Annotated in this window: 12 protein-coding genes; 1 reads left to right on the top strand and 11 read right to left on the bottom strand. The window is 70.5% G+C overall.

Annotated features, from left to right (window positions below; translation table 11 throughout):
• Nucleotides 1-25: 25 nt before the first annotated feature.
• The 6 genes from IF188_RS16945 to IF188_RS16920 form a co-directional block, all read right to left on the bottom strand.
• Entirely contained in the window at nt 26-2,956 is a 2,931-nt protein-coding gene (locus IF188_RS16945; RefSeq protein ID WP_191172978.1) for an FtsK/SpoIIIE domain-containing protein, read from the bottom strand.
• 66 nt (nt 2,957-3,022) lie between these two features.
• On the bottom strand, nt 3,023-3,934 hold the full coding sequence (locus IF188_RS16940; protein WP_318152917.1) for a PP2C family protein-serine/threonine phosphatase: 912 nt from the start codon (nt 3,932-3,934) through the stop codon (nt 3,023-3,025).
• 64 nt (nt 3,935-3,998) lie between these two features.
• On the bottom strand, nt 3,999-6,059 hold the full coding sequence (locus IF188_RS16935; RefSeq protein ID WP_191172977.1) for an ABC transporter ATP-binding protein: 2,061 nt from the start codon (nt 6,057-6,059) through the stop codon (nt 3,999-4,001).
• Complete coding sequence (locus IF188_RS16930) at nt 6,056-7,789, bottom strand: ABC transporter ATP-binding protein (protein WP_191172976.1); 1,734 nt, start codon at nt 7,787-7,789, stop codon at nt 6,056-6,058. The genes IF188_RS16935 and IF188_RS16930 overlap by 4 nt, the downstream gene beginning before the upstream one ends.
• A gap of 192 nt (nt 7,790-7,981) precedes the next feature.
• Nucleotides 7,982-8,965, bottom strand: coding sequence for an aldo/keto reductase (locus IF188_RS16925; RefSeq protein WP_191172975.1), 984 nt, complete (start codon nt 8,963-8,965; stop codon nt 7,982-7,984).
• A gap of 100 nt (nt 8,966-9,065) precedes the next feature.
• Nucleotides 9,066-9,920, bottom strand: a complete 855-nt coding sequence (locus IF188_RS16920) for a large exoprotein (protein ID WP_191172974.1) — start codon at nt 9,918-9,920, stop codon at nt 9,066-9,068.
• Nucleotides 9,921-10,097: 177 nt separating this feature from the next.
• Between IF188_RS16920 and IF188_RS16915 the strand changes: the two genes are divergently transcribed.
• Nucleotides 10,098-10,574, top strand: a complete 477-nt coding sequence (locus tag IF188_RS16915) for a DUF4282 domain-containing protein (protein WP_191172973.1) — start codon at nt 10,098-10,100, stop codon at nt 10,572-10,574.
• Nucleotides 10,575-10,604: 30 nt separating this feature from the next.
• Here IF188_RS16915 and IF188_RS16910 read toward each other — a convergent pair whose 3' ends face one another.
• The 5 genes from IF188_RS16910 to atpA all read right to left on the bottom strand — a co-directional run bounded on the left by IF188_RS16910 (nt 10,605) and on the right by atpA (nt 15,764).
• Complete coding sequence (locus tag IF188_RS16910; RefSeq protein WP_191172972.1) at nt 10,605-11,354, bottom strand: YaaA family protein; 750 nt, start codon at nt 11,352-11,354, stop codon at nt 10,605-10,607.
• 110 nt (nt 11,355-11,464) lie between these two features.
• A complete protein-coding gene (locus IF188_RS16905) occupies nt 11,465-11,725 on the bottom strand; it encodes a F0F1 ATP synthase subunit epsilon (protein ID WP_141893092.1) in 261 nt (86 codons plus the stop codon).
• A gap of 1 nt (nt 11,726) precedes the next feature.
• Nucleotides 11,727-13,172 (bottom strand): F0F1 ATP synthase subunit beta, encoded by a 1,446-nt coding sequence (atpD, locus tag IF188_RS16900; protein WP_191172971.1) that lies wholly within the window; start codon nt 13,170-13,172, stop codon nt 11,727-11,729.
• Nucleotides 13,173-13,209: 37 nt separating this feature from the next.
• On the bottom strand, nt 13,210-14,106 hold the full coding sequence (locus IF188_RS16895; RefSeq protein ID WP_018172095.1) for a F0F1 ATP synthase subunit gamma: 897 nt from the start codon (nt 14,104-14,106) through the stop codon (nt 13,210-13,212).
• A gap of 20 nt (nt 14,107-14,126) precedes the next feature.
• The gene (gene atpA / locus IF188_RS16890; protein WP_191172970.1) at nt 14,127-15,764 is read right to left on the bottom strand and encodes a F0F1 ATP synthase subunit alpha; all 1,638 of its coding nucleotides are present in this window, start codon (nt 15,762-15,764) and stop codon (nt 14,127-14,129) included.
• Between the last annotated feature and the right edge of the window lie 6 nt (nt 15,765-15,770).

Genomic DNA, 15,770 nt, shown 5'->3' with positions numbered 1-15,770 from the left:
CGTTAGGTGCAGGAAGAGGGCCCGGTCAAAGCACGGTCCTGACGGTTCGGCCGGAATCGGAGGCGGGCAGGACGATGCGGACGGGATCGGCTCCGGCGGCCACCAGCCACGCCCGCCCGCGCCCGGGCTCGCAGTACGGGGCGACGCCTCGGTACCCGACGAGCACGCGCAGTTCGGCCGCACACGACGTGTCCACGACCAGATCGTGGTCGCCGCGGATGTCGGCGAGCAGCCTCCAGTGCCGCTGCCAGTCCTCGGGCTCACCTGCGACGACGACCCGCTCGGCCGCAGCTCCGCCCGCCGTGGGGTCGGCGGCGTACGCGTCGAGTCCGCTCACCGTGATCCCGCGCGCCTCCCAGGCGGCCAGCGCGGCGCGGGAGGCCGGCGAACGCCGGGCGACCAGTCCAGTCAGTCGGCCGGCGGGCTCCCACGGAGGCCGCCGGTCACCCGAGGTGCGCGCATCGATCGGGGCATCGGCGAGGGGTGAGGCGCCACCGGCGTGCGACGGCGCCAGCGCGATCTGGACCGTGCGTCCGTCGAGCCACCCGCGCCCGGCCGGAGCGCCCGGGTCGAACGACGCCGGCTCGCCGCCGGCGGCGGCATGGTCCATGCGGGTCGGATACGGCAGCAGCAGACGCTTCGGGAACAGCTCGGCGAGCCGCGACACCGGGCCGGTCATGCGGTGTGCGCCGGCCACGACGATCGCGCCTTCGTCCGCCGCCCGGCGCACGGCGGCGTCCAGCCGCTCCCACAGGGTCTGCGCATACTCCGCCGGCAGCCGCGCACCGACCGCGTCGAGGTCGTCGACCAGGACGACGGTCCCCGCGGTCGGCGGCTGTTCGGCGAGCGCGGCGACGGCGTCCCAGAGGCCCTCGGCGTCTGCGGGAACGCGCACCGACCGCGTCGCCTGCGCCCCGACGAGCGCGAGGGTGTTCGACACCCCCGAGCCTGGGCCGCCGACCACCAGCAGCGCTCGGTCCGCGGGGCTGAGGGCGAGCGTCGGCTGTCGCTGCCGCTCGGGCTCGTCGGCGACGCCGAGCAGCAGCTCGCCGGCCGCGGTGGATGCGCCGGAGACGGCGGGCGGGCGCCGCTCCAGTTCGTCGAGGGTCACCTGGCGCGGGAGCTCCGGCAGCCAGGGTCGCTGCGGCGCCCGCTCGCCGGTGCGGAGAGCCGTCGCCGCGACGTCGTCCGGTCCCGACAGCGCGATCCGCACCGCGACCGGACGGGAGTCGGATGCGCGGCGCACGAGCGCGCTGCCGCGCCCGCTGACTCCGCCGGGCAGGTGGGCGGCGTCGTCCACACCGAGGATCGCGCGGCTGTCGGACGGATCCGTCACGCGCAGGCTCAGCCGCAGCGGACAGTTGGCGAGGAGGTTCTCACGGATGACGCCTGCGGCGCGCTGCGTGCCCAGCACCAGATGGATGCCGAGCGCGCGCCCGCGCGCGGCGAGGTCCGCGAACACCGCGTGGAGCTCCGGATGATCGGCCAGGAGCGCCGCGAACTCGTCGACGACCACCACCAGGCGCGGCAGCCTGACCCGAGGGTCGAGGATGTCCCGCGCTCCCGCAGCCGCGATGGCCGACTCGCGGCGTCGCAGCTCGGCCCGCAGGCTCTCGATCGCACGGCGGGCGCCGGCGCCGTCGAGGTCGGTGATCACCCCCGTCACGTGCGGGACGCCGGCCAGCGCGTCGAAGGCCGTGCCGCCCTTGAAGTCGGCCAGCAGGAAGGTGACCTCATCGGTCGTCCTGGTGGCGCACAGCGCCAGGACCCACGTGATGAGCAGCTCGCTCTTGCCGGAACCGGTGACCCCCGCCACGATCGCGTGCGGGCCGTCGTGGACGAGGTCCACCGTGAACGGCACGCGGTCAGTGATGCCGATCACCGCCGGGAGTCCGCCGCCGGCGGGTTCCGGCGTCGCGTCACGCAGGTCGGCCAGTGCGATCGGCTCGCCAGCATCGCGCGAGATCCCGAGGCTGTGCTCGGCCCGCGCGGCGAGCACCGCGACGATCGCCTCGGCCTGCGCGAGCGACAGCGCCTCCACCTGCAGGGGCAGGCTCTCACCGGCGTGGTCGAGGTGCGCGGCATCCGGTGACGACACCGAGATCACGGCTGCGCAGCGGGGCGGCAGCGGGTCGCCCGGTCGGCACCGTGCGACCGCGACATCGGCCTCGGCCGGCACGCGCCCGCCGGGCGCGACGATCGCGAGGCGCACAGCAGGCCGGGCGCCGAGGCGGTGCGGCAGCGTCTGCGACCAGTCGAACTCCGGATCGACGGGCTCCAGAATGCCGAGCTCGCCCGGAGCATGCGCGAGGCACAGCTGCAGCACGAGGGCGCGCTGCACGGCCGCGGCGAGGGCGTCGGGTCCGACGACCACGACGCCTGCCGCCGCGGGCACCGCTATCGGAGCCCCGGACACACGGGCCGCCCGGCGACGCAGAGCGGCAGCATCCGGATCGCCGTCGCCCCCCGTCACCCGCATGGCGCTCGCCCGGTCACCCGCGCCCACCACCAGCGCGCCGACCGCGCCCCCGCGCCAGATGTCGTCCTCGCGCACGTCGAACCGCGAGACGTCGGGATGCCGCAGCCACAGCTGCGTACGCTCGGCGTCGTGGCGCACGTCCAGCGCGACGCGGACCCGTTCGCGCGCACGGACGGCAGCAGCGGCGGCACGACGCCCGTCGCGGCGCGCAGCACGACGCGCATCGAAGAGCGTCGCCGCGGCGATCAGCGGGCCGAGCAGCGCGAACCACAGCGCGAACACCGATCCGGTCACGAGCCACAGGGCGACGGCTCCGACGACCGGCACGACCGCGGCCACGACCGGCAGCGGCGGACGCTGCGGAGGCGTCCAGGCCGGCGGCAGCGTGAGCGCCTCATCGTCGAGGATGTCGTCAGCGTCTGCGGCGCTCAGGACGAGGGCACGCGGGGCGAGGCGGGAAGGCGGTGTCGTACGCACGCCGACAGTCCACCCGATCGGCTCCGCGCGTGGGAACGCGAGGACACGATCCGGGGATAACCGGGATCAGGACTTGCCTGTGGAGGAGGGAGTGTCGTCCCTCGCCTCGGCGGTGTCGGCATCCAGGTTCTCGACGGCGGCCGTGTCGACCGTGTCGGCCGGCGGCTCTTCGGCCGAGTCCTCCGCCGGCTCGTCGTCGGACCGCGGCGCGGACGGATCCGTGACGTCGAGGACGACGATGGTGATGTTGTCGCGGCCGCCGTTCTCGAGCGCCGCGTCCATCATCGCCGTCACAGCTTCGGCGGGGTCGGCGTTCTCGTCCAGGAAGTGACGGATGCCGTAGTCGGTGAGCTCTTTCGTCAGCCCGTCCGAGCAGATCACGAAGCGGTCGCCGTCGGCGACGTCGAGGCGCACATAGTCCGGCTTTACGCCGTCGCTCGGGCCGACGGCGCGCGTGATGACATTGCCGTAGGGATGGTTCTCGGCCTCTTCGGGGCTGAGGCGGCCCGCCGCGACGAGTTCCTGCACGACGGAGTGGTCGGTCGTGATCTGCACGATCGCGCCGTCGCGCACGAGATACACGCGCGAGTCGCCGATGTTGAGCGTCACCCAGTGGGCGGCCTCGCCGCTGGTGTCGAGGAAGACCCCGGTCACCGTCGTCCCGGTGCCGTCATCGGTCGCCTCGGGGTGCGAGGCGATGTCCTTCACTGCCCGGGCAAGCGCCTTCTCGATCGTCTTCGGGGTGACGACGCCGGCGTCGGCGACCGCCGTCAGGCGCTCGATGGTGCTGGCGCTGGCGATCTCTCCCCCGACATGCCCGCCCATCCCGTCGGCGACGACGAAGAGCGGGTAGTCCGCGAAGAACGCGTCCTGGTTCACCTCTCGGCGGCGACCGGTGTCGGTCGCAGCGGCCCACGAGAGCTCGAGCACGCCACCGGGAACCGGGACGGTGCGCGATTGGGTGGGTACCTCGGGCACGCCCTGTCCTCCCCGATCGACGGCATCGAGACCGGGCGGCCCCGCGTCCTCACATACTAGTGGGTCACTCCGCCGCCTCTTCGGACTCCGCGAGTGCGTCGACGACGATCTGGGCCGTGGTCGGCGGCGGGCCGAGCGGCACCGTCGGCACCGGCACGGGCTCGTCCTCGTCGATCGCACCCTCGAACTGGGCGTTGTAGAGGCGCCAGTACGCGCCCTTCGCCGCGAGCAGCTCATCGTGCGAGCCCTGCTCGACGATCGCGCCGTTCTCCATCACCAGGATGAGGTCGGCGTCACGGATCGTCGACAGCCGGTGGGCGATGACGAACGCCGTCCGGTCCTCACGCAGCCGCGACATCGCTCGCTGGATGAGCAGCTCGGTGCGCGTGTCGACCGAGGATGTCGCCTCGTCGAGGATCAGGATCCGCGGATCGGCGAGGAACGCACGTGCGATCGTCACGAGCTGCCGCTCGCCGACGCTGAGGTTGGTGGCCTCGTCGTCGAGCACGGTGTCATAGCCGTCGGGCAGCGCGTGGACGAACCGGTCCACGTACGCGGCCGTGGCCGCCGCGACCAGTTCCTCATCGCTCGCGTCGGGCCGGCCGTAGAGGATGTTCTCTCGGATCGTGCCGGCGAACAGCCACGTATCCTGCAGGACCATGCCGGTGCGGGCACGCAGGTCGTCGCGCGTCATGTGCAGCGTATCGACGCCGTCCAGTGTGATGCGGCCCGAATCCACGTCGTAGAAGCGCATGATGAGGTTGACGAGCGTCGTCTTGCCGGCGCCAGTCGGTCCGACGATCGCGACCGTGCTGCCCGGCCGGGCGGCGAGCGTCAGGTCCTCGATCAGCGGCTTGTCCTCGACGTACCGGAAGGACACGCCGTCGAACTCCAGGCGGCTCGCCGTGTCGGGCGCGGTCTGCGGCTCGGCGTCGTCGGGCGTCTGCTCCTTCTCGTCCAGCAGCTCGAACACGCGCTCGGCGCTCGCGACGCCCGACTGCAGCAGGTTCGCCATGGAACCCAGCTGGCTGAGAGGCTGCGTGAACTGTCGCGAGTACTGGATGAAGGCCTGCACATCGCCGATGCTCATGAGGCCGGCGGCCACCTGCAGGCCGCCGACGACGGCGATCGCCACGTAGACGAGATTGCCGATGAACATCATCGCCGGCATGATCACGCCCGACAGGAACTGCGCCCCGAAGCTCGCGCGGTAGAGCTGGTCGTTCTCGCGGCGGAAGTCGGTCTCGACCTCGTCCTGATGGCCGAACACCTTGACGATCGAATGACCCGAGAACGTCTCTTCCACCCGCGCGTTGAGCACGCCGGTGTGCGCCCACTGCTGGACGAACAGCTTCTGCGAACGACGCGCGACGAGCACCGTGATGAGCAGCGTGAGCGGGATGGTGACGAGCGCGATCACGGCCAGCAGCGGCGAGATGAGGAACATCATGACGAGCACGCCGATGACGGTCAGGAGCGAGACGACCAGCTGCGAGAGCGTCTGCTGCATCGTCTGCCCGATGTTGTCGACGTCGTTGGTCACACGGCTGAGCAGCTCGCCGCGCTGCACCCGGTCGAAGTAGGACAGCGGCAGGCGGTGGATCTTGTCTTCGACCTGCAGGCGCAGCCGGTGCATGGCCCGCTGCACGATGCCGTTGAGGACCCGCGCCTGGATCCAGCCGAAGATGCTCGAGAACAGGTAGACGGCCAGCACCGCCGACAGGATCCAGGCCAGTTGTTGGAAGTCGATGCCCGCACCGGGGACGAAGTCCATGGCGGCGATCATGTTCGCCTGGTCCTGGTTGCCGGACGCGACGAGCTGGTCGACGACCTGCTGCTGCGTGACCCCCGCCGGGACCTGAAGCGAGATGAACCCGGCGAACACCACGTTCGTGCCCTCGCCGAGCAGCTTGGGGCCGATGACAGAGAGCGTGACCGACAGGATGCCGAGCACGAGCACGAGGATCAGCCGCGGCGTGTCCGAGCGCAGCGTGCCCAGCAGGCGCTTCGCACTCGGGCCGAAGTTCTGCGCCTTGCCACCGGGCGCTCCCCCGCCGCCGCCGAAGGGACCGCGGCCGCCCCCACCCATCGGCCGCGCGGGGGCCGAGCTGCGTGCGCCGCTCATGCCGCCGCCTCCGCCGCGAGCTGGGACTCCACGATCTCTCGGTAGGTCTCGCACGTCTCGACGAGGTCGTCATGCGCTCCGATGCCCACGATGCGGCCGTGGTCCAGCACGACGATCTGGTCGGCGTGCTGGATGGTCGAGACCCGTTGCGCGACGACGAGCCGTGTCGCATCCGGCAGGTGGGTGTCGAGGGCGCGCCGGAGGGCGGCATCCGTCCTCAGATCCAATGCCGAGAACGAGTCGTCGAAGATGTAGACCTCGGGCCGCTTGACCAGGGCGCGCGCGATCGCGAGCCGCTGTCGCTGACCGCCCGACACGTTCGTGCCGCCCTGCGCGATCTGCGACTGCAGGCCGTCGGGCATGGCGCGCACGAAGTCGGCGCCCTGTGCGAGCTCGAGAGCCTGCCACAGCTGTTCGTCGGTCGCGTCGTGATCGCCGTAGCGCAGGTTCGACGCGACGGTGCCCGAGAACAGGAACGCGCGCTGCGGCACGAGGCCGACGCGGGTCCACAGCTCGTCGGGGTCGTACTCACGCACGTCGACGCCGTCGACGCGCACCGCGCCCGCGGTCACGTCGAACAGGCGCGGCACCAGGCTCACCAGCGTCGTCTTGCCGGATCCGGTCGAGCCGATGACGGCGGTCGTCGTGCCCGGCTCGACGGTGAAGGTCAGCTCGTGCAGCACGGCCTCTTCGGCGCCCGGGTAGGCGAAGTCGACGTGGTCGAACTCGATCCGGCCCGCCGGCGCGGGAGCGGAGGCCGCCACCGCGGGAGCCGAGACGGACGGCTGGGTGTCGAGCACCTCGCCGACCCGGTTCGCGCAGACCGCGGCGCGCGGGATCATGACGAACATGAAGGTCGCCATCATGACGCCCATGAGGATCTGCATGAGGTAGTTGAGGAAGGCGAACAGCGTGCCGATCTGCACCCCGTCGTCCTGCACCTGGAAGGCGCCGAACCAGATGACGGCGACGCTCGACAGGTTCATCACCAGCATGACCGCCGGGAACATCAGGGCCATCAGGTTGCCGGCCCGCAGCGCGGTGTCCTTCACGTCGTCGCTCGCCTTCGCGAAGCGCTCCCGCTCCTGCCGCTCGCGCACGAAGGCGCGCACGACGCGGATGCCCGACAGCTGCTCGCGCATGATCTGGTTGACCCGGTCGATGCGCGTCTGCATCTGCGTGAAGGCCGGCACCATGCGCGTCACGATCAGCCCGACGATGATCAGCAGCACCGGGATCGACACGGCCATCAGCCAGGAAAGACCGACATCCTGCCGGATCGCCATGATGACGCCGCCGATCGCCAGGATCGGTGCCGAGACCATGAGCGTCGCCGACACCTGGACCAGCATCTGCACCTGCTGCACGTCGTTGGTGTTGCGCGTGATGAGCGACGGCGCCCCGAACTGACCCACCTCGCGCTGCGAGAAGGCGACGACGCGGTGGAACAGGTCACCGCGCAGGTCACGTCCCATGCCCATCGCCAGTCGCGAGCCGAAGTACACCGCGATGATCGAACAGATCACCTGCGCGAGGCTCACCAGCAGCATCACGCCGCCCGTCTGCCAGATGTACGGGATGTCGCCCTTGACGACGCCCTCGTCGATGATGTCGGCGTTCAGCGTCGGCAGCCACAGCGATGCGATCGACTGGGCCAGCTGGAACACCACGACGGCCACGATGAGCGGCCAGGCAGGGCGCAGATATCGCCACAGGAGCTTCCCGAGCACGGCGGATCCTTTCCGTGGCGCGGGCCCCGGGCATAGCGGACCGCGCACGAGAAGCGACGCTACGCCTGCCCGCGCGCCGTCGACAACCCGGCGCGTACGCCGTCGGCGAACTGTGCCCGCGATGACCGCAGGAGCCGCGGTCGACCGCGTCTCGGCCGCGTCTCGGCCGCGTCTCGGCCGACGGCGGGCAGCTCAGGCGGCGGCTTCGGGCGGCGGGAAGAGGCCGTCCAGGATCTGCAGGTCCGCCGGCGTCGGCGTCCACGCGGTGGCCGCGTCGGCGTTCGCGCGCACCTGCTCCGGGGTGGTCGCTCCGGCGATCACGCTCGAGAGCGCCGGATGCGACAGCAACCAGCCGAACGTCGCCTGCAGCATCGTGATGCCGCGGTCGTCGCAGAACGCCTGGTAGGCCTCCAGCGCGTCCCAGGGCGCCTGGTAGTACAGGTTCGCGCGCTGCCGCATGATGCGCGAGTCGGCCGGAGCGTCGTCGCGGGTGAACTTGCCGGTGAGCAGTCCGTTGTGAAGCGGGAAGTACGGGAAGAAGCCGAGGCCGTACCGTTCGACGGCGCGCAGCACATTGCGCTCCGAGCCGCGCGACAGCAGACTGTACTGGTTCTGCGCCGAGATGTACGGCACCCCGCGACGCATCAGCGCCGTGAAGTGGGCCTCGGCGATCTGCCAGCCCGAGAAGTTCGAGTGCCCGATGTAGCGCACCTTGCCCTCGCGCACGAGGTCGCCGAGCGTGTCGAGCGTCTCCTCCATCGGCGTGGCGTTGTCGGGGACGTGAAGCTGGTAGAGATCGATCCAGTCCGTCCGCAGGCGGGTGAGGGATGCCTCGACCGCTCGCCGGATGTACGACCTCGAGCCCTTCGCGCCCGACGCCGGGTACCCCATGTCGCGACCGGGGTGCCCGAACTTCGTCGCCAGGATCACCTGGTCGCGCCGACCCTCCAGCGCTTCGCCCATCAGCATCTCGGAGAGTCCCGGGTCGCCGCCGTACATGTCGGCGGTGTCGAGGAACGTGAGGCCGGCATCGATCGCCGCGTCGAGCACATCACGGGTGCCCTGCAGCGTCTCGGTGCGGGTGCCCTCGCGACCGAAGTTGTTGCAGCCCAGGCCGACGGCGGACACGAGCAGGCCGGAGGCGCCCACACGGCGCAGCGGAACAGAGGAGGTCATGCCCCCACGCTAGTCGCGCGGCCGGACACCCCTTCCACGCGAGCACGGTGCGCGGACACGCAGCAGCCCCTCGCCGGGCAGGCGAGGGGCTGCGGTGCCGTCACTGCCTGGGGGCCTCGGGAGGCTCCGGCGCGGCCGGCGGCTCGGTCGTGGGCGGCTCCGTCGCGGGCGGCGCGGCCGGCGGCTCGGTCGCCGGAGGGGCAGGCGGTGCCGGAGGCGTCACGGGGGGCTCGGCGGCCGCAGGCCCGGGTGCGGCCGGCGGAACCGGAGCCGGCGGCGGGACCGGAGCGCCCGGCGCGGCGGGCGGGGCGGTGTAGCCGGCAGGCGGAGCGGGCGGAGCCGGATACCCGGCGGGCGGGGCAGGCGGCGCCGCGTAGCCCGCGGGCGGCTGGTAGCCGGCGGGCGCGCCGGGTGCGCCCGGCGTTCCGGGCGGCACGGGGGCACCCGGCTGCACCGGCACGCCCTGCCACACGGTGTTGTCGGCGAGGAACGAGTTGCGCCACGGGGCCGGGGCGACGTTCGGGTTCCAGCGCGAGCTGTCGAAAGCCAGGATGCCGACCCAGATGATCGTGCCGATGCCCGGGATCAGCCACAGCAGCAGCAGCGGCCAGTCCTTCCCGAGCTTGACCCCGATCCGCCAGCCCGCGAGAACCCAGGCTGCCACGCCGACGAGGCTGAGGATCCAGCCGATGACCGGGATCTGCCCGAGCAGGCCGGCCGCCACCATGGCACCCAGCATCACCCACGGCGACAGGTCGCCGAGCTTGGCCGCGACCATCGAGTTGTACACGGGAACCCACGCCCGCCAGCGGCCCTGCACGCCGGCCTTGTCGAAGACCTTCATCAGGAACCACGAGCCGATCACGTAGCCGGCGATCGCGAGCAGGAACAGGAAGGGGGCGATGATCAGCCACGCGATGAGCGCGCCGAAACCGCTGCCGTCGTCATAACCCATGAGTCGTCCTCCGCAGAGTCGATGGAAATGTGGGGCGCTGCCGCGGAGCCCGGCTCCGCTCGACACATGCTATCGACGCTCACAGCGTCCTGTCAGCATTCGCGCCGCAACGGGGGGATGGCCCCCGTCGGCGGCGGTGGATAACCTGAGCACAATTCCCCGACCGAAGGGCCACCCATGACCGACCCGACACCGTCCGCACCCACACCCCCACCGCTGCCCGATCAGACGGCGGCTGCCGCTGCCGCGAACGCCGCAGCATCCGCCCCCTCCACGACAGACCCGGACGACACCGGAGTCCCGCCCGTCGTCGGCGAAGTGGCCGACGTCGGCAAGGGGTTCTTCGGCGCCCTGTTCGACCTGTCCTTCCGCACGTTCATCACGCGCCGACTGGCGAGCGTCTTCTACCTGGTCGGCCTCATCGCCATCGGCATCGGGTTCGTGGTCTACTTCGTGGGCGGCATCCTGAGCGGCATCTCGATGCTGTGGTTCAACCCGGGAGCCGGCATCAGCGCGCTCATCGCGACGATCATCGTGGTGCCGGTGCTGACGTTCCTCGCGGTCATCCTGCTCAGGTTCATCATCGAAGGCGTCGTCGCCCTGATCGCGATCGCCGAGAACACCGAGCGCACCGCGCAGCACACGAAGCGCTGAGACCGGCCTTCGTCCGCGGACGCCGACGGGTCAGGCGAACAGCTCGAGCTCGCCGGCCGCCGACTCCCGCACTCGCAGGCCGGCCGCATCCGCCCACCGCACGAGCCCCGCGGCCGACGAGATCCGCGGGCGTTCGTCGGCGAGGCGCCGAACCAACGCGCCCTTGGCGTGCTTGTTGAAGTGGTTGAGGGCGCGCACAGCCCCGTCGGGCCCCTCGTCGACGACGCGCAGGTAGCGGCTCGCGATACCGTCAGGCACGGGTCCGAGCGCGACATAGGCCTCGGACCGCAGGTCGAGAACGAAACGCGGGTCGAGCGCCTCGAGCGCCGCCGACACGGCCTCGGCCCACACCCGCCGCAACGGGGGCGAGCCGGGGAGGGAGGCGCCTGCACCCAGCCGGTACGCGGGGATCGCATCGAGCGCGCCCACCGGTCCGAACGGGGCCGAGTGGATGAGCACGTGCGCTCCCAGCCACCGTCGGGATGCGGAAGGGAGGGATGCCGCACCCAGCGCGTCGTAGAGCACGCCGGTGTAGCGGTCCACGGCCGGCATGGTCGGCGCGTCGCGCAGCGCCGCGTTCACGGCGATCTCGCCACGCTGCTTCGGCCCGAGCTTGAGGACGCGAGCAGCGGCGTCGTCGTCGGCCGAGAGGGCGACGAGAGCGGTGACGACCGCTTCGCGCCGGCCGGCGAGCTCGGGCAGCGCGAGCCGTGAAGCGTCGAGCGGACGGGCCGCTCCCCCGGCGCGCTTGGTCTCGGACGGCGGCAGCAGGATCAGCATGACGAGCCTTCCGGGTCGAGGACGAACAGAGGAGGAACGAAGAGGTGGCGCAGGCGAAGAAACGCCCCGAGCCGATGAACGGCTCGGGGCGTTTCAGACGAAGACAGGCGTCAGGAGATCAGCGCGGCGTTGCCCGCCACGATGGTGAGCACGTCGCCCTCCATCGAGAGGAAGCCGTCCTGCGCGTTCGCAACGATCTTGGTTCCCGAGGTCTCGGTGATGCGCACCTGACCCTCGGCGAGGATCGCGAGCACCGGCTCGTGACCGCTCATGAAGCCGATCTCGCCCTCGACGGTCTTGGCGACCACGAGCGAGGCCTCACCCGACCAGACCTCCGCGTCCGCGGAGACGAGGCTGACGTTGAGCGGCATGTCAGCCGTTCTCCTTCTGGATGCGCGCCCATGCCTCTTCGACGTCGGAGATGCCGCCGACGTTGAAGAACGCCTGCTCGGCGACGTGGTCGAACTCGCCCTTGACGATCGCGTCGAACGACTCGATGGTCTCCTTGATCGGAACCGTCGAACCCTCGACACCCGTGAACTTCTTCGCCATGTAGGTGTTCTGCGAGAGGAACTGCTGGATGCGGCGCGCGCGGGCGACGACGATCTTGTCCTCTTCCGAGAGCTCGTCGACACCGAGGATGGCGATGATCTCCTGCAGTTCCTTGTTCTTCTGGAGGATCTGCTTCACGGCGGTGGCCACGCGGTAGTGGTCCTCACCGATGTAGCGCGGGTCCAGGATGCGGCTCGTCGAGGTCAGCGGGTCGATGGCCGGGTACAGACCCTTCGACGCGATCTCACGCGAGAGTTCGGTGGTCGCGTCGAGGTGGGCGAACGTGGTCGCCGGCGCCGGGTCGGTGTAGTCGTCGGCGGGGACGTAGATCGCCTGGAGCGAGGTGATCGAGTGACCGCGCGTCGAGGTGATGCGCTCCTGGAGCACACCCATCTCGTCGGCGAGGTTGGGCTGGTAGCCCACGGCCGAGGGCATACGGCCCAGCAGCGTCGAGACCTCGGAGCCGGCCTGCGTGAAGCGGAAGATGTTGTCGATGAACAGCAGCACGTCCTGCTTCTGCACGTCGCGGAAGTACTCCGCCATCGTCAGGGCCGACAGGGCGACGCGCAGACGCGTCCCCGGCGGCTCGTCCATCTGGCCGAAGACGAGCGCGGTCTTGTCGAAGACGCCCGCCTCCTCCATCTCGCCGATGAGGTCGTTGCCCTCACGGGTGCGCTCGCCGACACCGGCGAACACCGACACACCGCCGTGGTCCTGCGCGACGCGCTGGATCATCTCCTGGATGAGGACGGTCTTGCCGACGCCGGCACCACCGAAGAGGCCGATCTTGCCGCCCTGCACGTAGGGGGTCAGCAGGTCGATCGATTTGATGCCGGTCTCGAACATCTCGGTCTTGGACTCGAGCTGGTCGAACGAGGGCGCCTGGCGGTGGATGCCCCAGCGCTCGGTGATCTCGATCTTTTCGCCCGGCTCGCCGTTCAGCACGTCGCCGGTCACGTTGAAGACCTTGCCCTTGGTCACGTCGCCGACGGGCACCGTGATGGGGCCGCCGGTGTCGCGCACCTCCTGGCCGCGGACCATGCCGTCCGTGGGCTTCAGCGAGATGGCGCGGACGAGGTCGTCGCCGAGGTGCTGGGCGACCTCGAGCGTGATCTCGCTCGAGTCGTCGCCGATCGTGATGGTGGTCTTCAGCGCGTTGTAGATGTCGGGGATCGCGTCGTGCGGGAACTCGATGTCGACGACCGGGCCGGTGACGCGCGCGACGCGTCCGACCGCGGTCGCGGTCTTCTCAGCGGTGAGGCTCATGGCTTCTTCTCTTTCGTGTGGTCTCGTGCGCAGCAGGTCACTTGCCGGACGACAGGGCGTCGGCGCCGCCGACGATCTCGGCGATCTGCTGGGTGATCTCGGCCTGGCGCGCGTTGTTGCGCAGGCGCGTGTAGTCGGTGATGAGCTTGTCGGCGTTGTCGCTCGCGGACTTCATCGCCTTCTGCGTCGCGGCGTGCTTGGCGGCCGACGACTGCAGCAGGGCGTTGAACACGCGGCTCTGGATGTACACCGGCAGGAGCGCGTCGAGCACCGTCGCGGCATCCGGCTCGAACTCGTAGAGCGGGTAGACCTGGGCCGACGAGTCCTCTTCGGCCTCGACGACCTCGAGCGGCAGCATGCGGACCGTCTCGGGAGACTGCGTCATCATGCTCACGAAGCGGTTGTAGACGAGGTGGATCTCATCGACGCCGCCGCTGTCGCCGCCACGGTCGTACGCGTCGAGCAGTGCCGCCGCGATCTCTTCCGCGGTCGAGAAGTGCGGCGTGTCGGTGTCGCCCGTCCACTCCCCCGCGCTCTCCATGCGGCGGAACTGGAAGTACCCGACGGCCTTGCGGCCCACCAGGTAGAACACCGGCTCCTTGCCCTGCTCGCGCAGCAGCTGCGCGAGCTCGAGCCCCTCACGGAGGATCTGCGAGTTGAACGCGCCCGCCAGGCCCCGGTCGGACGAGAAGATCACGACGGCAGAGCGGCGGATCGTCTCGCGTTCGACGGTCAGCGGGTGGTCGACGTTGGAGTGCGTCGCCACGGCGGAGACGGCCCTCGTCACGGCACGCGCGAAGGGCGACGACGCGCGCACACGCGCCATCGCCTTCTGGATGCGCGAAGCCGCGATGAGTTCCATCGCCTTCGTGATCTTCTTGGTCGTCTGAGCAGAGCTGATCTTCTGCTTGTAGACCCGGAGTTGTGCGCCCATTGTGTTAGCCCCGGCCCGCCTTAGCGGCGGCCCTTGACGATCTTCTCCTGGTTCACGTCTTCGGCCTCGGCCGCCGCGACCTCTTCGTGGCCGGGCTTGCCGATCGCCTGGCCCTTGCCCGCGCGGAACTCGAGGATGAACTCGTCCGTCTTCTTGCCGAGCTCGGCGACCGTGTCGTCGTCCAGGACGTTCGTCTCACGCAGGGTGTCGAGGATCGTCGTGTTGCGACGGAGGTAGTCCAGCAGCTCGCGCTCGAACGACAGGACGTCCTCGACCTCGATCGAGTCCAGCTTGCCGTTCGTGCCGGCCCAGATCGAGACGACCTGCTCCTCGACGGGGTACGGCGAGTACTGCGGCTGCTTGAGCAGCTCGGTCAGGCGCGCGCCACGGGCCAGCTGACGACGCGACGCGGCGTCGAGATCCGAAGCGAACATCGCGAACGCCTCGAGCGAGCGGTACTGGGCGAGCTCCAGCTTGAGCGTGCCCGAGACCTTCTTGATCGACTTGACCTGTGCGTCACCGCCGACTCGCGAGACCGAGATGCCGACGTCGACAGCGGGACGCTGGTTGGCGTTGAACAGGTCGGACTGCAGGAAGATCTGGCCGTCGGTGATCGAGATCACGTTGGTCGGGATGTACGCCGAGACGTCGTTGGCCTTCGTCTCGATGATCGGCAGACCCGTCATCGAACCGGCGCCCAGCTCGTCCGACAGCTTCGCGCAGCGCTCGAGCAGACGCGAGTGCAGGTAGAAGACGTCGCCGGGGTACGCCTCGCGGCCCGGCGGGCGGCGGAGGAGCAGCGAGACGGCGCGGTAGGCCTCGGCCTGCTTCGACAGGTCGTCGAAGATGATCAGGACGTGCTTGCCCTCGTACATCCAGTGCTGGCCGATGGCCGATCCGGTGTACGGAGCGAGGTACTTGAAGCCGGCGGGGTCGGAGGCCGGGGCGGCGACGATGGTGGTGTACTCCAGCGCGCCGGCGTCCTCGAGGGCGCCCTTCACGGCCGCGATCGTCGAGCCCTTCTGGCCGATGGCGACGTAGATGCAGCGGACCTGCTTGTTGACGTCGCCCGACTCCCAGTTGGCCTTCTGGTTGATGATCGTGTCGATCGCGATCGCCGTCTTGCCGGTCTGGCGGTCGCCGATGATGAGCTGGCGCTGGCCGCGGCCGACGGGGATCATCGCGTCGATCGCCTTGATGCCGGTCTGCAGCGGCTCGTGCACCGACTTGCGCTGCATGACGCCGGGCGCCTGCAGCTCGAGGGCACGGCGGCCCGTCGTCGCGATCTCGCCGAGACCGTCGATCGGGTTGCCCAGGGGGTCGACGACGCGGCCCAGGTAGCCGTCGCCGACGGCGACCGAGAGCACCTCGCCGGTGCGGGTGACCTGCTGGCCGGCCTCGATGCCGGCGAAGTCGCCGAGGACGACCACACCGATCTCGTGCTCGTCGAGGTTCAGTGCGAGGCCCTGAGTGCCGTCCGCGAACGTCACGAGCTCGTTCGCCATGACACCCGGCAGGCCCTCGACGTGCGCGATGCCGTCCGCGGCGTCGATGACGGTGCCGACCTCGGTGGCCGCAGCCCCCGTGGGCTCGTAGGCGGCGACGAAGTCCTTCAGCGCGTCACGGATGACGTCGGGGCTGATAGAGAGATCTGCCATTGTTTT

It is taken from the genome of Microbacterium helvum (genome assembly GCF_014779795.1).
GTDB classification, from domain to species: domain Bacteria; phylum Actinomycetota; class Actinomycetes; order Actinomycetales; family Microbacteriaceae; genus Microbacterium; species Microbacterium helvum.
Note: the sequence above shows the minus strand (reverse complement) of the source record. Positions and strands in the feature narration are given on the sequence as shown.